Source organism: Pollutimonas bauzanensis (assembly GCF_900129885.1).
Lineage (GTDB): Bacteria > Pseudomonadota > Gammaproteobacteria > Burkholderiales > Burkholderiaceae_B > Pollutimonas > Pollutimonas bauzanensis.
On sequence record NZ_FQXE01000003.1, the window covers coordinates 445599 to 465979 of the forward strand.

19 protein-coding genes and 1 pseudogene are annotated in these 20381 nt (G+C 63.7%); 17 read left to right on the plus strand and 3 right to left on the minus strand.

Translation table 11 applies throughout. The features are described from left to right. Positions 1 to 172: 172 nt before the first annotated feature. The 3 genes from metX to BUB23_RS07975 are packed head-to-tail and all read left to right on the plus strand — an operon-like array spanning position 173 to position 3295. On the plus strand, positions 173 to 1426 hold the full coding sequence (gene metX, locus BUB23_RS07965; RefSeq protein ID WP_073102551.1) for a homoserine O-succinyltransferase MetX: 1254 nt from the start codon (positions 173 to 175) through the stop codon (positions 1424 to 1426). Further along, positions 1423 to 2034, plus strand: a complete 612-nt coding sequence (metW, locus tag BUB23_RS07970) for a methionine biosynthesis protein MetW (RefSeq protein WP_073102552.1) — start codon at positions 1423 to 1425, stop codon at positions 2032 to 2034. The genes metX and metW overlap by 4 nt, the downstream gene beginning before the upstream one ends. 28 nt (positions 2035 to 2062) lie before the next feature. Next, positions 2063 to 3295, plus strand: a complete 1233-nt coding sequence (locus tag BUB23_RS07975; protein WP_073102553.1) for a muropeptide transporter — start codon at positions 2063 to 2065, stop codon at positions 3293 to 3295. Positions 3296 to 3304: 9 nt separating this feature from the next. Here the strand turns inward: BUB23_RS07975 and BUB23_RS07980 are convergent, their stop codons facing one another. Next, on the minus strand, positions 3305 to 4006 hold the full coding sequence (locus BUB23_RS07980; RefSeq protein WP_073102554.1) for a GntR family transcriptional regulator: 702 nt from the start codon (positions 4004 to 4006) through the stop codon (positions 3305 to 3307). A gap of 154 nt (positions 4007 to 4160) precedes the next feature. Here BUB23_RS07980 and BUB23_RS07985 point away from each other — a divergent pair, with 154 nt between their 5' ends. From BUB23_RS07985 to BUB23_RS08040, 12 genes and pseudogenes are all read left to right on the plus strand, one after another. Further along, on the plus strand, positions 4161 to 5009 hold the full coding sequence (locus tag BUB23_RS07985) for an AraC family transcriptional regulator (protein ID WP_084135881.1): 849 nt from the start codon (positions 4161 to 4163) through the stop codon (positions 5007 to 5009). A gap of 130 nt (positions 5010 to 5139) precedes the next feature. Beyond that, complete coding sequence (locus BUB23_RS07990) at positions 5140 to 6120, plus strand: Bug family tripartite tricarboxylate transporter substrate binding protein (RefSeq protein ID WP_073102556.1); 981 nt, start codon at positions 5140 to 5142, stop codon at positions 6118 to 6120. A gap of 30 nt (positions 6121 to 6150) precedes the next feature. Then, a complete protein-coding gene (locus tag BUB23_RS07995) occupies positions 6151 to 7023 on the plus strand; it encodes an SDR family NAD(P)-dependent oxidoreductase (RefSeq protein WP_073102557.1) in 873 nt (290 codons plus the stop codon). A 19-nt stretch (positions 7024 to 7042) separates the two neighbouring features. Continuing rightward, positions 7043 to 9277: an acetate--CoA ligase family protein gene (locus tag BUB23_RS08000; RefSeq protein ID WP_073102558.1), complete on the plus strand. Its 2235-nt coding sequence runs from the start codon at positions 7043 to 7045 to the stop codon at positions 9275 to 9277. A 9-nt stretch (positions 9278 to 9286) separates the two neighbouring features. Then, positions 9287 to 9745, plus strand: coding sequence for an FAS1-like dehydratase domain-containing protein (locus tag BUB23_RS08005; RefSeq protein ID WP_073102559.1), 459 nt, complete (start codon positions 9287 to 9289; stop codon positions 9743 to 9745). A gap of 23 nt (positions 9746 to 9768) precedes the next feature. Further along, positions 9769 to 10203 carry a MaoC/PaaZ C-terminal domain-containing protein gene (locus tag BUB23_RS08010; RefSeq protein ID WP_218598905.1) on the plus strand — a complete coding sequence of 145 codons (435 nt, stop codon included), beginning with the start codon at positions 9769 to 9771 and terminating at the stop codon, positions 10201 to 10203. Beyond that, positions 10200 to 10554 (plus strand): annotated as a pseudogene (locus BUB23_RS08015) (thiolase domain-containing protein); the annotation flags it as partial. The gene BUB23_RS08010 and the pseudogene BUB23_RS08015, both read left to right, overlap by 4 nt. Positions 10555 to 10632: 78 nt before the next feature. Next, positions 10633 to 11028 carry a Zn-ribbon domain-containing OB-fold protein gene (locus BUB23_RS08020; protein WP_073102698.1) on the plus strand — a complete coding sequence of 132 codons (396 nt, stop codon included), beginning with the start codon at positions 10633 to 10635 and terminating at the stop codon, positions 11026 to 11028. Positions 11029 to 11072: 44 nt separating this feature from the next. Beyond that, a complete protein-coding gene (locus BUB23_RS08025; protein ID WP_245801199.1) occupies positions 11073 to 11915 on the plus strand; it encodes an SDR family NAD(P)-dependent oxidoreductase in 843 nt (280 codons plus the stop codon). A 69-nt stretch (positions 11916 to 11984) separates the two neighbouring features. Continuing rightward, the gene (tcuA, locus tag BUB23_RS08030) at positions 11985 to 13418 is read left to right on the plus strand and encodes an FAD-dependent tricarballylate dehydrogenase TcuA (RefSeq protein WP_281255545.1); all 1434 of its coding nucleotides are present in this window, start codon (positions 11985 to 11987) and stop codon (positions 13416 to 13418) included. A gap of 40 nt (positions 13419 to 13458) precedes the next feature. Beyond that, positions 13459 to 14631 (plus strand): tricarballylate utilization 4Fe-4S protein TcuB, encoded by a 1173-nt coding sequence (gene tcuB / locus BUB23_RS08035; protein ID WP_073102699.1) that lies wholly within the window; start codon positions 13459 to 13461, stop codon positions 14629 to 14631. A gap of 101 nt (positions 14632 to 14732) precedes the next feature. Continuing rightward, the gene (locus BUB23_RS08040; RefSeq protein ID WP_073102562.1) at positions 14733 to 15704 is read left to right on the plus strand and encodes a Bug family tripartite tricarboxylate transporter substrate binding protein; all 972 of its coding nucleotides are present in this window, start codon (positions 14733 to 14735) and stop codon (positions 15702 to 15704) included. Positions 15705 to 15770: 66 nt separating this feature from the next. Here BUB23_RS08040 and BUB23_RS08045 read toward each other — a convergent pair whose 3' ends face one another. Beyond that, on the minus strand, positions 15771 to 16136 hold the full coding sequence (locus BUB23_RS08045; protein WP_073102563.1) for a DUF4148 domain-containing protein: 366 nt from the start codon (positions 16134 to 16136) through the stop codon (positions 15771 to 15773). A 259-nt stretch (positions 16137 to 16395) separates the two neighbouring features. Between BUB23_RS08045 and BUB23_RS08050 the strand changes: the two genes are divergently transcribed. Next, positions 16396 to 16896, plus strand: a complete 501-nt coding sequence (locus tag BUB23_RS08050; RefSeq protein ID WP_073102564.1) for a MarR family transcriptional regulator — start codon at positions 16396 to 16398, stop codon at positions 16894 to 16896. A gap of 112 nt (positions 16897 to 17008) precedes the next feature. Next, positions 17009 to 18517 (plus strand): DHA2 family efflux MFS transporter permease subunit, encoded by a 1509-nt coding sequence (locus tag BUB23_RS08055; RefSeq protein WP_143160911.1) that lies wholly within the window; start codon positions 17009 to 17011, stop codon positions 18515 to 18517. Positions 18518 to 18527: 10 nt separating this feature from the next. On the opposite strand, the gene BUB23_RS08060 is transcribed toward BUB23_RS08055, so the two are convergent. Next, a complete protein-coding gene (locus tag BUB23_RS08060; protein ID WP_073102566.1) occupies positions 18528 to 20309 on the minus strand; it encodes a sensor domain-containing diguanylate cyclase in 1782 nt (593 codons plus the stop codon). Positions 20310 to 20381: the final 72 nt, after the last annotated feature.

Genomic DNA, 20381 nt, shown 5'->3' on the forward strand with positions numbered 1-20381 from the left:
TGTATCAATTATCTTCATCGCGGTAAAATGTAGGTGGACAAACTGGCGTGGCATTGGCGGCCGGCCCGCCCATGCCGGGCCGCCGCAACAATGATAAAATCATGTTTCGACAGAGCGCCGATTTGCTTGATCTGCTTGCGGGCGCCTCATAAATCCAGCTAAAGAGGTCCATATGGCCGCTATTTCCGCAACTGATATTCCTACCGCTATTGCCCGCGCCGCCTCCGGCACAATCGATGCAGCCGCGCCCCCGGGGTCCACGGCTGTCGTTTCCCCCCAATTCATTCCATTCACCGAGCCGCTGCGCCTGACCAGCGGGCAGGTGCTGCCGAGCTACGAGCTGGCCGTGGAAACCTATGGCACCCTGAACGCCGAACGCAATAACGCCGTGCTGATCTGCCATGCGCTGAATGCCTCGCACCACGTGGCCGGCATATCGGCCAGCGATCCCGATGACATAGGCTGGTGGGACAATATGGTGGGCCCGGGCAAGGCCGTCGATACCGACAGGTTTTTCGTCATCGGGGTGAACAATATCGGCTCGTGCTTCGGTTCGACCGGCCCCGCCAGCCTCAATCCCGAAACCGGCCGGCCCTGGGGGGCGGCGTTCCCCATGCTGACCGTGGAAGACTGGGTGCGGGCGCAGGCGCGCCTGGCCGACCATTTCGGCATAGCCAAGCTGGCCGCCGTGATGGGCGGCTCGCTGGGCGGCATGCAGGCCCTGAGCTGGGCCATCACCTGCCCCGAGCGCATCGGCCACTGCATTGTGATTGCCAGCACGCCGCGCCTGTCGGCGCAGAACATAGGCTTTAACGAGGTCGCGCGCCGTTCCATCATCAGCGATCCGGATTTTCACGGCGGCGATTATTACGCGCACAATACCGTGCCCAGGCATGGCCTGTCCGTGGCGCGGATGGTGGGCCATATCACCTATTTGTCGGACGACGACATGGCTGAGAAATTCGGCCGCGCCCAGCGCGCGCCGGCCGATAACGGCGAGTTCCACTACGGCTACGGCGTGGAGTTCGAGGTCGAGTCCTATCTGCGCTATCAGGGCGAAAAGTTTTCCACCTACTTCGATGCCAACACCTATCTGCTGATTACCCGGGCGCTGGATTATTTCGATCCCGCGCGCAATCATGGCGGCGACCTGGCCCGCGCGCTGCAAGGCGCGTCGGCGGATTTCCTGCTGGTTTCCTTCAGCACCGATTGGCGCTTTCCGCCGGCGCGTTCGCGCGAAATCGTGCGCGCCTTGCTCAAGAACCGGCGCCCGGTGACCTATGCTGAAATCGACGCCCCCCATGGGCACGATGCGTTCCTGCTGGACGACGCCCGCTATCATGCCGTGGTGCAGGGATATTACGACCGTATCGCCGCCAGGCTGGGACTGCCCGAGCGCTTCCAGACGCGAGGAGTGTTAGCGTGAGCCAAGCCAGCGTGGCGCCCAAACATGTGCGGGCGGACCTTCAACGTATCGCCAGCTGGATAGAGCCGGAAAGCCGGGTCCTGGACCTGGGCTGCGGCGATGGCACCTTGCTGGCCTATCTGCAGAACAACAAGAATGTGACGGGCGCCGGCGTCGAGCTGAGCGATGAACTGGTCATCGCCTCGGTGCGCCGCGGCGTGCAGGTCATCCAGCAAAACCTGGAAGAGGGCCTGGCCCTGTTCGACGACCAGCAGTTCGACACTGTCGTGCTGTCGCAAACCTTGCAGTCCATGCGCCACACCGAGCATATCCTGCGCGAAATGGCGCGCGTGGCGCGCTATGGCATCGTGTCGTTTCCGAACTTCGGTTATTGGCCGCATGGCTGGTCGATACTGTCGGGCCGCATGCCGGTGACGGGGGAAATGCCTTACCAGTGGTTCGACACGCCCAATATCCACTTGTGCACGCTCAAGGATTTCGAAGATCTGGCGCTGGCGCTGGGGCTGCGCATCACCCACCTGGCGACCTTCAATGGCAACAAAGAAGTCAAACTTTTGCCCAGCTGGCGCAGCACCCTGGCGGTATACCGCTTCGAGACCCCCAATTAAAAAGTAAAGAGGACGCATCATCGCTTCGTTGACCAATGTCTATGCCAGTCCGCGCGTCATGCCCTTGTTGGTGCTGGGCTTCGCCAGCGGGTTGCCGCTGGCCTTGACGGGCGGGACGCTGCAGGCCTGGGCGACGCTGTCCGATGTATCGCTGCAGAACATAGGTTTCCTGACCCTGATCGGATCGGCCTATACGCTGAAGTTCCTGTGGGCGCCATTGGTCGATCGCTATGCTCCGCCTGTGCTGGGGCGCCGCCGCAGCTGGATTTTCTCCACCCAGATTCTCCTCGGGGCGGCCATAGCCGCCATGGGGCTTTATTCGCCGGCCGGCAGCCTGATGACGCTGGCCCTGCTGGCGGTAATGGTGGCCTTCCTGTCGGCAACGCAGGATATCGCCTTCGATGCCTACAGCACCGACGTGCTGCGCAAGGAAGAGCGCGCGGCTGGCGCCGCGGTCAAGGTATTGGGCTATCGCCTGGCCATGATCGTATCGGGCGGCCTGGCGCTGGTACTGGCCGACCGGTGGCTGGGGTGGGCCAATACCTATTTCGTGATGGGCGCGTTCATGGCCTTATGCGCCGTCGCCACCTTGCTGGCGCCGGAGCCCGAAGTCATTGCGCGTCCGCCCAGGTCGCTGGCGATCGCGGTCGTCGAGCCCCTGGTCGAGTTTTTCAAGCGTCCCGGCGCCCTGGGCATCCTGCTGCTGATAGTGTTGTACAAGCTGGGCGATGCCTTTGCCGGCGCCTTGTCGACGACCTTTCTGCTGCGCGGCGCCGGTTTTACCGGCACCGAAGTCGGCACCGTCAACAAGGTGTTCGGCCTGGCGGCCACCATAGTGGGCGCCCTGGCGGGCGGCGCGTTCATGACGCGCCTGGGCCTGTATCGTTCCCTGATGCTGTTCGGCCTGCTGCAGGCCGTCTCCAACTTCGGTTACTGGGTCCTGGCGGTCACCCCCGCGCATATCTATTCCATGGCGCTGGTGGTGGGGATAGAAAACCTGTGCGGCGGCCTGGGCACGGCCGCTTTCGTGGCGCTGCTGATGGCGCTGTGCAAGCAGGAATTCTCGGCCACGCAGTTTGCCCTGTTGTCGGCCTTGTCGGCGGTGGGGCGCACCTATCTCGCGGGGCCGCTGACGCCGCCTCTGGTCGAGGCCATAGGCTGGCCCGGATTCTTTGTGATTACGGTGCTGATCGCACTTCCCGGCCTGGTCTTGCTGCGCCTGCGCCGGGCCGAGATCGACGGCCTGGAAGCCGGGCGCTGACCCTGGCGCTCATTCGCCGGCCGATACCGGGCGTCCGGCCAGCCCGGGCGTGTGGAAAAGGCCGTCCAGGCGGATGCGATAGGCGGAAATGATATGCGCCCGCGCGGCCAGCTCGGCGGCTTCCGGATCGCGCCTGGCCAAGGCCTCCACGATAGCCAGATGCTCGGCCCGCGAGCTCTGCGCCCGCCCGGGCGCGGCCAGCGTAGTGGGCCCCAGCAGCATCATCGATTCCTGCAGCGAATTCAAGGTTTTCACTAAATAGCGGTTATGGGCGCAGCGGTACAGTGTGCTGTGGAACAGCCGGTTGTTCGCGGCCAGGTCCTCCGGCGCCGTCAGCAGGGCGTCGCGCTGGTTGATCTCGCGCAGGAAATCGATCTCCACATCCGACGCGTGGCGCGCCGCCAGCCGCGCGGCGGTGCCTTCCAGCACTTCGCGCATGATGTAGAGCTCGCTGGTCATCGAATGATCGAGTTCGGTGACGACCAGGCCGCGCGCGGGGTCGTTGACGGCCAGGCCTTCCATTTGCAGGCGGCCCAGCGCCTCGCGCACGGGCGTGCGGCTCAGGCCTATGGTTCCCGCCAATTCGATTTCACGCAGCCGGGTGCCCGGGACGATCCGGCCCGACTGAATGCCTTCGACGATGAATTGATAAGCCTGGTCGCTGCGCGATACGCCGCGGCGCAGTTGTGTTTCTGAAGAGTCGGATGCCATGGGAATCTTATGCGGTTGGAGGCCATTGCAGTGTAGCGCCTAACATCGGCGCCGTCGGCGCGCAGGCGGGGCAACTGTCCTTGCCACAGTTTTACAGTATTCTATTGTATACATCGGATTGGATCGTTGCGGTAGAGGAGGGGGCGAGTCCAGCATGGCTATGCATAATAATGAAATCAGCCTTGGCGCCGGCCAGGTCAACGGATGGCAGGCCAGGGGCGTCGCGTTCGAACTGCATCGCGGGCAGCCTCACGCGATCCCGAAACACGCGCACGATACCTACCAGATCGGGATGACGACGCGCGACCCCGGCGAATACCTGTGCGACGGCAAGGCATGGTACGCGCCGCCGGGTTCGATAGTGCTGTTTCACCCGGGGCAGGTGCATAGCGCGCCCAGAGCCAGTGTGCGGTCCTGTTCGGCAATATCCAGGCTGATATTCGTCGACATCGGGAAAATGCGCGAGGTTGCAGCCATGGTCGCCGAGCACGACGGCGGGCAGCCGCATTTCGATGATCTGGTCATTACCGACGAAGCGTTCATTGCCCGCTTCCTTGCCATGCACAAGATGGCCGGCGCCGCGGCCTCGGCGCTGGAAAAAGACTCGGGGCTGCTGTCGGCGCTGGCGCAGCTGGTGCTGCGTTTCGGGTCCGTCCGCGCCAGGCCGGAAAATGTCCAGGGAAATGCGGCGAGGACCCGGGCGATACGCGAATACGTCCAGGACCGGTATGCCGAGAATATCACCCTGGCGGAACTGTCGGACGTGGCTCGCGTCAGCCCCTACTACCTGAACCGCATCTTTGCGAGCGAAGTGGGCATGCCTCCCCACGCATTCCAGACGCAAGTCAGGGTGGAGCGCGCCAAATCGCTGCTGCTGGGCGGCATGTCGGTCACCGATGCGGCGCTGGAAACCGGCTTCTTCGATCAAAGCCACTTCACCCGCCATTTCCGGCGCATTGTCGGCGTACCGCCCAAGCGCTACGTTTCTTGCGCCAGGCACTGAGGCCATGAGGCAAGCGGGAACCGCAAGCGCAAGATCGTACAAGTAAAACCGGCGCTCATCGCCAATACTTCCTCCTGTCGCCCCTGGTAGAGGCGAGATCCAATACATCAAAATCCTTGAGGAGGAAGACATGCACACTGCATACCTACGCGGAGCATTGCAATTTGCGGCGGCCATGGGCCTTGCGCTCGCAGCGGCCGCCGCGCACGCGGAATACCCGGACAAACCCATACAGATAGTCTCGCCGTATGCCGCTGGCGGCGCCAACGACAGCCTGACCCGCCTGATGGCCAAGAACGTCGGGGAAGAGCTCAAAGCCAATGTGGTCGCCGAAAACCGCGCCGGCGCGAATGGCATTGTGGGCGCCAGCTACGTGGCCAAGTCCGCCCCGGACGGGTACACGCTTTTGATGGGCAACAGCGCCACCCACGGCACCAACCCCACGCTCTACGCGAATCTCAGCTACGACGCCTTGAAGGATTTCGCCCCGGTCGGCATGGTCGGCGCAGTGCCCATCGTCCTGGCGGTCAACAAAGCTTTGAACATCAATACCGTCCAGGAACTCATCGCCTACGGCAAAACGCATGCGTCGAAATTGTCCTTCGGCAGCAGCGGCGTGGGCGGGACGGGGCACTTGGCCGGCGAAGCATTCAAGGCCGCCACGGGCCTGGACATGGTCCATATCCCCTACAAGGGGGATGCGCCCGCCGTGACCGATGCCATGGGCGGACAAGTGTCCATGGCATTCGTGGGTGTTGCCTCGGCCGCGCCGCAAATGCAGTCGGGAAGAATCAAGATCATCGCGGTGGCCAACAAGCAGCGGCTGGCCTCTCTGCCGGATGTGCCCACCCTGGCCGAAGCGGGGCTGAAAGATCTCGAATTCATGCAATGGTACGCGCTGGTGACCCGCGCCGGCGCGCCTGCCGCCACCATCGACAAGCTGAATCTGGCCATCAAGGCCAGCCAGGGCAAGGAGGACGTCAAGAAGACCATGGCGAGCCTCGGCGCCGAAGCCATAAACATGACTCCCGCCGAGCTGGCGGCATTCATCAATTCCGAGATCACGCGCTTCGGCAAAATCATCCGCGATTTGAATATTCAGCCGAGCTGAGCGCGGGCCACACAACCAGGGAAAACCATCATGTTGCTTTCTAATAAAGTCGCGCTTGTCACCGGCGCCGGCCAGGGCATAGGGGCGACCCTCGCCCGGGCGCTGGCCGATGCGGGCGCCAGCGTCATCGTCAACGATATCAACCACGGAAAGGCCGACGAAGTCGCGCACGCCATCGCCGCCGCGGGCGGGCGCGCCGTCGCGCAGCATTCGGACATCTCCACCTTCGGCGGCGCCGATGCGGCGGTCCAGGCGGCTATCGACGCCTATGGCCGGATCGACATCCTCGTCAACAATGCCGGCATCCTGCGCGACCGCATGAGCTACAACATGACCGAGAGTGAATGGGACCAGGTCATTGCCGTCTGCCTCAAGGGCACGTTTGCCTGCGCCAGGGCGGCGATAAGGGAAATGCGCCGTATTGGAGAGGGCGGCCGGATTATCAATATCGCATCGCGCTCGGGCCTGCGCGGCAGCATAGGCCAGGCGAATTATGCCGCCGCCAAGGCGGGCGTGCTGGGCCTGACCCGCACGCTCTGCCAGGAGGTCTCGAAATTCGGCATCACGGTCAATGCCATCAGCCCGCGCGCCGTCACCGACATGACCAACAGCATTCCCGAGCATGTCAGGAAAAAGAAGGACGCGTCATGGGCGGATACCTCGGTGGTGCGCCGCGGTACTCCGGAGCAGATCGCGCCGGCGGTCGTCTATCTGGCCAGCGGCGAGGCCGAGTGGATCACCGGCCAGGTGATAGGCATCGGCGGCGACAAGCTGTCTTTATGGTCGCATCCCAAGGAAGTGGCCGAGGCATTCATTTTCGGCGGCTGGTCGGTCGAGAACATGCGCGAGATGTTCCGCGCTTCTGTCGCATCGGAACTGCAGTCGGTCGGCAACAAGGATTAAACCCGAGGCAAGTTGAAAAATGGATTTAAACAATCAGTTGATGCCGGCGCGCGCGCGCATGGCCCCCGCGGACGTGGCCGGGCTTTTCAAGCCGAAGTCGATCGCCGTCGTGGGCGCTTCGGCCAATCCCGAAAGGTTCAGCGGCAAGATTATTCCCAGCCTGCTGCGGCAAGGCTATGGCGGCGCCATTTACCCGGTGAACCCGGGCCGCGGCAACATCGGCGGCCTGGCCTGCTATCCCGATCTGGCCGCGGTGCCGGGCGACGTGGATTGTGTCGTCTATGCCCTGGCCGCGGAGCATATCGGAGCCGTCCTGGACCAATGCCGGGACAAGCGCGTCAGGCTCATGGTGGTTTCGAGCGCGGGCTTTGCCGAGCGCGGCGACGCGCAGGGCGTGGCCATGCAGGAAAGCATGCTGGCGCGGGCCCGCGCGGCGGGCGTGCGGGTGCTGGGGCCGAATTGCATCGGCTTCATCAATATGGTGAGCCGGGTGTGCGTGTCGTCGGCGGCGGCCGCGAGCTGGCCGGATATCCCTCAGGGCGGCATAGGCCTGGTATCCCAGAGCGGCGGGCTGGGACTGGCCACCATCCTGTACAGCGCGCTGGAAGATGGCATTTCGTTCAGCCATATCGTGACTACCGGCAATGAAGCCGACCTGGACACCATAGACATCGCCCGCTATTTGATCGCCGACGCAGCCACCGACGTCGTCGCCATGACCGTGGAGGCAGTGCGGGACAAGGCCGCTTTCTTCGGCGCGCTGCAAGAGGCGAAGGCGGCCGGCAAGCCCGTGGTCGTCTTGAAATCCGGCCGCACCGAGCTTGGCAAGACGATGGCCGCCTCGCACACTGGCGCGCTGGCCGGCTCGGCGGCGGTATTCGAGGCGGTGTGCGCGCAGTACGGCGCCATTTGCGCCAACGACGTGGACGATTTCTACCAGATCGCCGCCATGCTCGCCAAATTGCGGCGCGCGGGCAAGCTCGGAACGTTTGCGAACCCGGGCGCCCATTGCGCCGCGCTGTCGATTTCAGGCGGGCATATCGGTCTTTTCGCCGACCACGCATCGCTCGCCGGACTTGCCTTTCCAGCATTCTCCGGGCGCACCCAGGCCGCTATTGCACGGGAGCTGGGATTCGAGGGAAATTTCCAGAATCCCCTGGATACGACCGCCCGCACGATAGGCGACGATGGATTCTGGGGGCGCTGCGCAAGCGTGCTGCTGGACGACGCAGCCATTGAAGTCGTCGTTCCCATCATCACCGTGGCGCGGACCTACGAGGCGGCGATCCGCGATTTCATCGACATCGCGCAGAAGTCGGGCAAGATCGTGGTGGTGGTATGGGCCGGCGGCGATTTCGAAGGCGAGGGACGGCGTTTGCTGATGCAAAGCAATGTGCCGGTTTTCCGCACGCCAGCGCGCGCGGCGGCGGCGATCCGCGCGCTGGACAGCTATTGCCGCGGCCGCGGCCGGGGTTCGCCGCAAGCCGCCGCCCATGCCCCGGATGCAAGCCTGGCCCAGGCCAGGCTGCTGTTGCAGGAGTACGCCGCCGCCGGGCGCAGCGCCCTTACCGAACGCGAGAGCAAGCATATTCTGCATCTGGTGGGCTTTCCCGTTACGCGCGAGCTCTCCGCGGAAAGCGCGGAGCAGGCCGTGGCCGCGGCCCGGTCCATAGGCTACCCGGTGGCGCTCAAGGGCGAGCATCCGCAGATTCTGCACAAGACCGAGCTCGGACTGGTGTTCCTGGGACTCGAGGAGCCTGCCGCTGTGAGCCAGGCCTTCGCCCAGGCGATGGCCGGCATGAGCCGGGCGGCGCCGGGGCCTGGCAAGGTCCTGGTGCAGGAAATGGCGGATTCCGGCACCGAGCTGATCCTGGGCGTTACGTCGGACCCGGAGTTCGGCCCTGTCGTGGTGCTGGGTCTTGGCGGGATCTTTGTGGAAATCCTGCGGGACGTCTCGATGCGCGTGGCGCCTTTCGATCAAGACGAGGCCATGGGCATGATAGACGGGTTGCGTGGCGGCCGCTTATTGCAGGGCGTGCGGGGGCAAGCAGCGGTGGACCGCGGCGAACTCGCGCGGCTGCTGCTGCGGCTCAGCCTGTTCGCCCATGTGAACGCGGACCTGATACGGGAAATCGACGTCAATCCCCTGGTCCTGGATAAGCGCAACAAAGGCCTGCTGGCCCTCGATGCCCTGATTGTATTGAAGCAGGCCGGCGCCGCCGCGCCTGGCTTGCAGCTTGAGCTGGCTGAATAAGGAGTGGCAATGGAACTGGACCGGTCTCTGGTTGGCAGCGCGACAGCGCCTTTCGTGGTCGAAGTGGAAAAGGGCGCGATACGCGCCTTCGCGGACGCCATCGGTGACGACAATCGCCTGGCGCGCGATGAGGATTTTGCCCGAAGCAAAGGCTATGGAGGGCTGGTGGCGCCGCCGACATTTCCGGCGAGCTTTCGCCCGCCGGAGCGCCAGCCCTGGCTGCTCGGCCTGGATGAGGGCCGGATACTGGCGGGCGAACAATATTTCAAGTATGCGCGCCCTGTCGTGTCGGGCGATGTGCTGACATGCCGGCTGCATTTCGTCCGCGTGGACGAAAAGGCCGGGCGCAGCGGCGCCATGCTCCTGGTGGTGCAGGAATTGCGCGCCGCCGATGCGCATGGCGACTTGGTGGTCGCCAATGGCCGCGTGGTGATCTACCGGGCGGCAGGCCGCCTGCCGGCGGCCTGACCGCGCTTCTTCAAGGAAACAGAATGAGCAATGACATACATCTACGCGATATGTCCGTCGGCCAGCAGCGCCAGACGACCCATGGGCCGGTAAGCACGACGCAATTGGTCAAGTATGCCGGCGCCTCCGGAGACTTCAATCGCATACATTTCGACTACCCCTTTGCGCGCGAAGCCGGATTGGAAGGCGTGCTCGCCCACGGCATGCTGACGATGGGCTTCGCGGCTTCCTGCCTGGCGCAGGCAATCGGCCCCGACGCGCTGGTCACCGAGCTGTCGGCGCGCTTCCTCGCTCCTGTCATGGCGGGAGACAGCGTCACGGTCACGGTGACCCTGGTCGGCAAGGAAAACGGCGCGCTGCGTTTCGATCTGCAGGCCAGCGTGGGCCGGAAGACGGTGCTGCAAGGCAAGGCGGCTGCCGCGCCGCATGGTCTGGAACGACGGGACGGCCGGTTATGACGATCAACGGCAAGGCCTACATCGTGGGCGCTTACGAACACCCGACGCGCCATGCGCCCGACGCTTCCACCGCGCAATTGCACGCCGAAGTGGCATTGGGCGCGCTCCAGGACGCGGGCCTGGAGCGCCGCGATGTGGATGGGTATTTTTGTTCGGGCGATGCGCCGGGCATGGGCCCCGCTTCCATGCTCGAATACCTGAATTTGAGCGTCAGGCATGCCGACTCCACCGATATCGGCGGGGCGTCGTACCTGTCGCTGGCCAGCCATGCCGCGCAGGCGATCGCGGCGGGGAAATGCGATATCGCGCTTGTCACCTTGGCGGGACGCCCGCGCAGCGAAGGGGTGGCCACCGGGCTGCACGCCAAGCCGCGCAACCCCGCGCAGCCGGATTTCCAGTGGGAATATCCCTGCGGCCTGAGCAATGTCAATGGCTACGGCATCGGCGAGAAAAATTCCGGCGCCTTTGCCCAACCCCGAAACCGAGCCATTCTGGGCGGCGGCCAGGCAAGGGAAATTCTTGATACGCCGCTGCGCCTCGTGCCGGCAGGCGCATTGGTATCCGCGCGCGATCTGCCCGTTCTGCGGCGGCGCAACCGCCTGGCAGGAAGCCAGCGGCAAAGCCGTCATCTATACATACAGCGTAATGCGTCGGGCGGCGCAGCCTTTTGCCGCCGCGTATGTGACCCTGGATGAAGGGCCGACCTTGCTTACCAATATTGTCGATTGCGATTTCGACAAGTTGTCCATAGGCGGCAGGGTTTCAGTGGTGTTTGTGCCGGTGGACGAAGAGGGGGCTGTCGTTCCCATGTTCGCGCCGGATTGAGCGCCATGTCTTTTAATGACTAGGAGAAAACAATGGATTTGGGATTGACGGACAAAATAGTATGCATCACCGGCGGCAGCCGCGGAATCGGCCTGGCCACGGCCTGCGGCTTTGCCGCCGAGCGCGCGCGCGTGATCATCTGCGCGCGCAACAAGGACCGGCTCGACGAGGCGGTGGGCCGTATACGCGAGGCCACCGGCGTGACGGTCGACGCGGTCCAGACCGATGTGACGAGCACGGCCGACATCGACACGCTCGTCCAGCATATCGAGCGGCAATATGGGCGCCTGGATATCCTGGTCAATAACGCGGGCACCGGGATATACAAGCCATTTTCCCAAGTCACCGACGATGAGCTGCTTGAAGGGATGTCCATCAATTTCTTCGCGCAGTTCAGGACCACGCAGCGCGCGCTGGCCTTGCTGCAGAAGGCGGGGCGGGCGGTGGTGATCAATGTGTCGGGGCGCACGGCATTGCGCGGCAATTTCCCGCCGGGCTCCAGCTGCACCGGGCCCGCCAAAGCGGCCGAGCTGCGGTTTTCCATAGACCTGGCGACCGAACTGGCCGGATACGGGATACGGGTCAATTGCGTGGTGCCTGGCGTGGTCAAGTCCGACGACCGGTTCCAGCTGTGGGAGCGGCAGGCCATAGGCGGCGACTTGGACAAGCAGGCGACCGACGCCGTGCGCCAGGAAATGGAAGCGGTTTCGGTTCCCGCCGGACAAGGCTGGGGCAGGCCGGAAGAGGTGGCTGACGTGATTGTCTTCCTGGCGTCTTCACGATCATCCTACGTGAATGGCGTGGCGCTGACCGTGGATGGCGGGCCGCATAACAAATCGTATGTCACGCAGTTGTATGCCCGCCCGCCGGCTCAGGATAAAAAATAGCGGTATACTTATGTATACAATTAAATCCAATCAATGAGCCAGTCGGTTTCTGGCCAGGGAGAGAGTCTGGTGAGTGGATCATCGCTATATGACGTGCTGGTCATCGGCGGCGGGAATGCGGCGCTGTGCGCCGCCCTGATGGCCCGCGAGGCGGGCGCGAGCGTCTTGTTGCTGGAATCGGCGCCGCGCGAATGGCGCGGCGGCAACTCGCAGCACACGCGCAACCTGCGCTGCATGCACGACGCGCCGCAGGACGTGCTGGTGGACGCCTATCCCGAAGAGGAATACTGGCAGGATTTGCTGAAAGTCACCGGCGGCATCACCAATGAAAAGCTGGCGCGCATGGTGATACGCTCCACGGCGACGTGCCGGGACTGGATGCGCAAGCACGGCGTCAATTTCCAGAATCCGCTGTCGGGCACACTGCATGTGGCGCGCACCAACGCATTTTTCATGGGCGGCGGCAAGGCCCTGGTCAATGCGTATTACCGCAGCGCCGAGCGGCTGGGCGTGCATATCCGCTATGACTCGCCCGTGGATGCCATCGAGCTGGACGGCGGGCGTTTCATTGCGGCGCGCAGCGGCAAAGAACGCATCGAGGCCCGCAGCTGTGTCCTGGCGGCGGGCGGCTTCGAGTCCAATCGCGAATGGCTGCGCGAGGCATGGGGCCAGAACGAGCGCGGCGAATGGCCGGCCGACAATTTCCTGATTCGCGGCACGCGCTTCAACCAGGGCGTGCTGTTGCGCTATATGCTGGACGCGGGCGCCGATGCCATCGGCGACCCGTCCCAATCCCATTGCGTGGCCATCGACGCCCGCGCGCCCTTGTACGATGGCGGCATCTGTACGCGCATCGACTGCGTGTCGCTGGGGGTCGTGGTCAACCGCGATGCGCAGCGGTTCTACGACGAGGGCGAGGATTTCTGGCCCAAGCGCTACGCCATCTGGGGGCGCCTGGTGGCGCAGCAGCCGGGCCAGATCGCTTATTCCATCATCGATGCCAAGTCGGTCGGCCGTTTCATGCCGCCCGTCTTCCCGGGCACGCAAGCCGATACGCTGCCCGAGCTCGCCGGCAAGCTGGGGCTGGATCCCGCCGCCTTCACCCGCACGGTGGAGGACTACAACGCGGCTTGCCGTATCGGCACGTTCGACCATACGGTGCTCGACGACTGCCATACCGAAGGCCTGGCGGTGAGTAAAACCCATTGGGCCAGGCCTATCGATACGGGGCCGTTTTTCGGCTATGCCTTGCGCCCGGGCATCACGTTCACATATCTGGGCCTCAAGGTCGACGAACACGCGGCCGTCCACTTCAATGGCATGCCCAGCGACAACCTGTTCGTGGCGGGCGAGATGATGGCCGGCAACGTGCTGGGCAAAGGCTATACGGCGGGAGTCGGCATGTCGATAGGCACCGCATTTGGCCGTATCGCAGGCGACCGCGCGGCGGCCGCCGCGAAACAACAAGCAACGCTTACAGGAGGCGAGCGCAATGCCGCTTGACAAGTTGATGAGCGAGGCCAAATCTCTGGCCTCGGGGGAAATGCAGGCCGCCGCGGAATTCTCGCCAGGCGCGGGCGCGGCCTGTGGCGGGGCGTCGCCCGCGCTGGCATTGCTGACGGCCGATGAAGCCGAGGCGGCGCGCATTTTGCAGATATGCAATGCCTGCCGCTATTGCGAGGGGTTCTGCGCCGTATTTCCGGCCATGACCCGCCGCCTGGAATTCGGCAAAGCCGATATCAATTACCTGGCCAATTTATGCCATAACTGCGGGGACTGCCTGCACGCCTGTCAGTACGCCGCGCCGCACGAATTCGACGTGAACGTGCCGAAAGTCATGGCCAAAGTGCGGCTGCAAACCTATACGGACTATGCCTGGCCGCCATTCCTGGGCGCTTTGTACAAGCGCAACGGCCTGGCCCTGTCGCTGGCCATTGCGGCTGCGCTGGCGCTGTTCCTGGCGCTGACCGTGGCCATGACCGGCACGCTGCTGCACGAACCGCTGGCCGGCGATTTCTATGCGATCTTTCCGCATAATATGCTGGTGCTGATGTTCGGCGCGGTATTCGGCTTCGCCATATTGGCGCTCGGGCTGGGCGTGGCCAGCTTCTGGCGGCAGGTGTCGCCCGGCAAAGCGTCGGGCGCGGCCCTGGCGGAGACGACCCAGGACGTGCTCAGCTTGCGCTATCTGGATGGCGGCCATGGCAAGGGCTGCAACAACCAGGACGATGCCTTCACCCTGTGGCGCAGGCGCTTCCATCACTTCACTTTCTACGGTTTCATGCTGTGCTTTGCGGCAACCAGCGTGGCAACGCTCTACCACTACCTGCTGGACCTGCATGCGCCTTATTCCCTGTCCAGTTTGCCGGTGGTGCTGGGGACGCTGGGCGGAATCGGCCTGTTGATCGGGCCCGCCGGCTTGCTGTGGATGAATCTTGTGCGCCACCCCGAGCATGGCGACGCGGCGCAAAAGCCTATGGACCGCGGCTTCATCGCCCTGCTATTCTTGATCAGCCTCAGCGGGCTGGCTCTGCTGGTTTTGCGCGATACCCGCTATATGGGGCTGTTGCTGGCGCTGCATCTGGGCGTGGTGATGGCCTTGTTCCTGACCATGCCTTACGGCAAGTTCGCCCATGGCATATACCGTACGGCGGCCTTGCTGAAATGGGCAATTGAAAAGCGCCAGCCGCTCAAGCTTAAACTGGGATCGGATTGACCACGAGCCTGAGCGCAAGCCTCGCCCTTCAGGCCGGAGTTCTTCACACATAGTCATTACCCGCTGGAAACCCGTAAATTCAAAGTCTGGAGATATGCATCATGAGCAAAAAAGCTTTTCTCGCCCTGGCTGCCTGTGCCGCGCTTGCTCCGCCGCTGGCGCCGGCGCAATCCGCGTATCCGCAACACGCCATTCGCCTGATCGTGCCGCATCCGGCGGGCGGCACCTCGGACATCCTGGCCCGCACCATGGCGGCGGAGATGTCCAAGGAGCTCGGCCAGCAGATCGTGGTTGAAAACAAGGGCGGCGCCAACGGCAGCATCGCGGCCCAGAGCGTCGCCGGCGCCGCGCCTGACGGGTATACGCTGCTGCTGGCCACCGCAAGTACGCACGGCATCAATCCATCTTTGTACCGCAAGCTGAGCTACGATGCGGTCAAGGACTTCACGCCCGTCACCCTGTTTGCCACGGTGCCCAATGTGCTGGTGGTCAGCGAAAAGAATCCCGCCAAGACGATCAACGAGCTGGTGGCTTATGTGGCCGAGCATCCCGGCGTGGCCAACATGGCATCGGCAGGCGCGGGAACCCCCGGCCACCTGGCCGGCGAAATGCTCAAGTCCGCCAAGAAGCTGAGCTTCGAACATATTCCCTACAAGGGCGGCGCGCCGGCCATCACCGACCTGATCGCGGGCCAGGTCGATTTCCTGTTCACCACCATACCGGGCGCCATGGCCCACCTGAGGGCCGGCACCTTGCGCGCGCTGGCGGTCAGCTCGATAGACCGGTCCAGCGCTTTGCCCGATGTGCCCACGGTGGCCGAAACGGCCGTGCCGGGTTTCAATGCGGTGTCATGGCACGGCCTGGTTGCGCCCCAAGGCACGCCGCCTGAAATCGTGGACGCCCTGTACAAGGCGTCTTCCAGCGCGCTCAAAAGCGAGGAAGTCCGCAAGCGCCTGGATCAGGAAGGCGCACGCGCCCAGGGCGACGCGCCGGCCGAATTCGGCGCCTTCATCAAGGAGCAGATCGCCACCTGGCGCGGCGCCGTCGAGGCATCGGGAGCGACGGCGGAGTAGCACGCCACGGGGCTCGCGGTTCCATGAGCCGTGCCGGCCGATGAAGGCGCCGCATTGCTGCGATGGCTAGGCCTCGATCCGGGGCTCGGCGTGGGTAGACGCATAATCGAAGAGTTCGGCCTTGACCTGGGCGCGCGTCTTGGAGCTGTGGTCATCAGTGGCCGCGGGCGGGTAGTCCAGTTCGCCGGTGCTGATCTGTCCGGCCTTGATGGCGGCGGCCAGTTCGGCCTGCACCCGCGAGCGGCTTTCGCCGCTGGCGGCGGGGAGGGCGGGCGGATAATCCAGTTCGCCATGGCTGAGCAGGCCGGCCGATTGGGCCTGTTGCAGTTCGGCGGCCACCTGGGCGCGCGTCTTGACGGGTTCGTCGGCCGCCTGGGCTGCGGCGGCGAATACAGTAGCGGATATCATAAGGGCGCTGACGAGGGTTTTCATACTGACTCCAATATCAATTAAAAAGGACCGAAAGGGCGCGGCGCTGGTTGCGAAATGCGTGCCATGCAAACCGTGTTTCGATGGAGCCAGTATGTGACCGATTCATGTCAGGATAAACCCTAGTACCGTGGATACATATTTCCATTTTTATGAATAATCATATGGATTTCATAGGATGATAGCCGTAGTCTATTGATGTTTTTGGAATAAACAATCGGATTCCACGGAATCATGGAAATGTAATAACATACGTTACTATATGGACAAGACTTCATCCTTCCAGGCATTCGAGCAGGCCATGCAGGATCTTTCCCTGCGTCTGTCTTCGCGCACCGCCATGCGCGAATCTGTCATTGCGCGCCTGTTCCAGCATGTGGCGCTGCGGCTCAATGACTACATGGACGAGCCGTTCAAGGAACACGGCCTGAACACCACTTTGTGGACGTCGCTGGTGGTGATCTATGCCAGCAGGGATCATCGGCTCAGGCCCTCGGAGCTGAGTGTATTCATGAACTCATCGCGCACCAACAGCACCCGGGTGGCCAGGGACCTGGAACGCCACGGTTTCGTGCAGCGGGTGGTCGATCCGAGCGACCGGCGCCAGCTATTCCTGCAGTTGACGGAACACGGCAGGGCGTTCGTGGAGGCTGTCCTGCCCTCGCGCCGCGCCTACGTCAGGCGGGCGCTGGAAGAATTCGATGCGGCCGAGATAGACGAATTCGAGCGCCTGCTGCGCAAACTCCTGCGCAAGCTTGGGTAATGATCCATCGGCCGGATTTTTTTTACTTATGTAGTAACGGACGTTATTAGTTCAACCTTCAGGCGCTATAGTGACCGACTCCCGCGCGTTTTCTCCGGAACCGAAACGTTTCATGATCACGTTGGCCATCATGCTGGCCACCATCATGCAGACGCTGGACAGCACGATAGCCAACGTCGCGCTGCCGCATATGGCGGGCGGCCTGTCGGCGTCGCAGGACCAGATCACCTGGGTGTTGACTTCGTATATCGTCGCCGCGGCGATCGCCACGCCTGTCACCGGCTGGCTGTCCGGCCGCTATGGCCGCAAGACCATTTTCCTGATTTCCATCGCCGGCTTCACGGCGAGCTCGCTATTGTGCGGCATCGCCGGGAACTTGCTGGAAATCGTCGCCGCGAGGCTGCTGCAGGGCCTGTTCGGCGCGGCGCTGGTGCCGCTGTCGCAGGCCGTGATGCTGGACATCAACCCGCCCGAACGACATGCCAGGGCGATGGCGGTCTGGGGCATGGGGGTGATGCTGGGGCCCGTGCTGGGGCCGACCCTGGGCGGCTGGCTGACTGACAATTTCACCTGGCGCTGGGTTTTCCTGATCAATCTTCCGGTCGGGATTCTGTCTTTTCTTGGCGTCTATTACTATGTTCATGAAGCCAAGTCGAAATTGCTCTCGCGCTTCGACTGGTTCGGCTTTTCGATGCTGGCCATTGCCATCGGCATGCTGCAGCTGTTCCTGGACCGCGGCGAGCAGGCCGATTGGTTCGGCTCGATAGAAATACGCGTAGAAGCCGCGTGCTGCGTCATTGCGCTCACCTTCTTCATCGTGCATACGGCCACCAGCGGCAGCGATTCCTTTTTCAATCTGAAGCTGCTGCGGGACCGCAATTTCGTGACGGGGCTGGCTTTCTATTTCCTGCTCGGCCTGCTGCTGTACGCCACGCGCGCGCTGCTGCCGCCCTTGCTTCAGACACTGCTGGGCTATCCGGTCATGACGACCGGGCTGGTCACCGCGCCCACAGGCGTGGGCACCATGGTTTCGATGCTTTTCGCGGGGCGCATGGTGGGCCGCGTCGACAGCCGGCTGATCGTCGCGCTGGGTTTCGGCCTGACCGCGGCGTCTTTATGGCAAATGGCGGCCTACACGCCGCAGATCACCGAATGGGATGTCGCATGGCCGGGATTCGTGCAGGGCCTGGGGCTGGGGTTCACTTCCGTGCCGCTGACCACGATGACTTTCTCCACGCTGGAAAAGCACTTGCGCCCCGAAGGCACGGCCATCTACAGCCTGTCGCGCAATATAGGCAGCAGCATAGGGATTTCGGCCATGCAGACCTTGCTGGCGCGCAATACCGCGATCATGCACAGCTCCCTGGCCGCGTATGTCACCGCCGATACGCTGGTGTCCCGCCCCGACGCGCTGTCGCGGGCCTTCGACTTGAGCACCACGGCCGGCCTGGCCGGGCTGGATGCCATGCTGTACAACCAGGCATCGTTCATCGCGTACCTGGACGACTTCCGGCTCATGTTCTGGCTCACCGTGCTGGCCCTTCCCTTTTTGTGGCTGATGCGCAAAAAAAAGGCTCCCGATGGCGAGGCGCCCGACCCCGCCGCCGTGGCGGCCGAATGAGCGCGCTCCGTCAATGGCATTCTATCCGGTTGCGGCCGCCTTCTTTCGCGCGGTAGAGCGCCATGTCGCTGCGGGCAAGCGACAGGTCGGCGTCCGCATCGCTGGCGTTCATGGCGGCGATGCCGACGCTCACGGTCATCACGATAGGCTGCTCGGACATGAGCAGCGGCGCTGCCGCAATCCGCTGCTGCAGGCGCCGGGCGAAGGCGGCCGCCTCGGCGTAGTCGGCGCCGCGCAGCATGACGGCGAATTCTTCGCCGCCGACGCGGCCCGCCACGTCGGTCTTGCGCAATTGGCCGCCCAGAATGGCCGCGAATTGCCTGAGGGCCAGGTCGCCTATCGTATGCCCCCATTTATCGTTGATCGACTTGAAATGGTCCAGGTCGCACATCAGCACCGCCGCGGATTTGCCATTGTCGCGGCGGATCCGCGCCAGCTCCGCTTCGGCCTGCGCCATGAAATAGCGGCGGTTCGGCAACTGCGTCAGGAAATCGGTGGTCGCGAACTCCTGCAGCTCGGCCTCTATGCGCTTGCGCTCTGTCACGTCGGTGATGAAGCCATGCCACAGCGTGCCGCCGTCCTCCAGCCGGCGGGGCCGGGCGTGCGCCTGGCGCCAGCGCAAGCCCTGCCGCGGCAGCTGGACGCGGTATTCGAGATGCCATGGCGCCAGGCAGGCGGCGGATGTGTCGAGCGAGGCGTGATAGGCGGGAAGATCGTCCGGGTGAATGATCCGCTCCAGCGCCGCCGCGCTGGCCGCGAGCTGGTCCGGTTCGAGCTCGTACATGTCCCGGATGCCCGCGCTGGCGTAGGAGAAGAAGGATTCGCCGCCGGCCAGCCGCCGATACTGAAAGACCAGGCCGGGAACTTCATTGGTCAGGCTGGTGATCAGGTCGGCCGTCTGGCGCAGCCTGTCGGACATCGCGCGCATGGCCGTGATATCGGTCGTCGTGCCTATCATGCGCAGGGGCTTTCCGTCGCTGTCGCGGCTGGTCACCTTGCCGCGGCTAGACACCCACTTGTAGCCGCCGTCCTTGCAGCGCAGCCTGTGCTCCACTTCATAGCTCGCCGTCTTGCGCTCGAAGTGGTCCTGTATCGTTGCCTGGACATAAGCAAGGTCGTCGGGATGGACGCGCGTGTAGCTGTCGGCGACCAGGTTGCTGAGTTCCGAATCCTCGTAGCCGAGTATCGCTTTCCAGCCCGCCGAATAATAAATTTCATTCGTCTGAACATTGCGGTCCCAAATCCCGGTGCCGCTCTGCGCAATGGCCAGCGCCATTCTTCTTTCACTTTCACGCAGAATGTGTTCTTCGTTTTCCAGCCTGGCTGCGCCCAGCTCGTGTTCGATGGCCGCGCTTGCCAGCCGGGCAAGGTCGCGCAGGAATTCGAGCTGTTCGTCATCGAGTTGCCGGGGCTGCTTATCGAACAGGAAGAAGTCGCCGAGGCTGCCGCCGCTGGAAGCAAGCAAGGGGCATGCGGCGCTGAAGCGAATGAATGGCCGCCCGAGCACCAGCGGATGGCCGCGCAAGCGCTGGTCGGCCAGGGTATCGGGAACCGCCAGCGCCGTTGCGCCCTGGGCCGCCTGGGCGAAAGCCGATAGATCGGGCGGGGTTGCGCCGAAATCCCATCCGTCGCATGAGCGGAGCCGCCGCCGGTCCGTTTCGGCCGAAAAGATGAGCGCGATGGCGACGCCCAGGTGGCGCCGGGCGAGACGGGTCAGGCCGTCGAACCGTTCGTCCGGCGCGCCGGCCGGAATATCGATCGGTCGCAAGGTATGGATCTGGTTGGATGTCATCGTCAGCCTTCAGGGAAGTCTGCATGTCCGATTAAGTCGACAATGGCCGAAGGCGCCGCGTGCGAACGATAA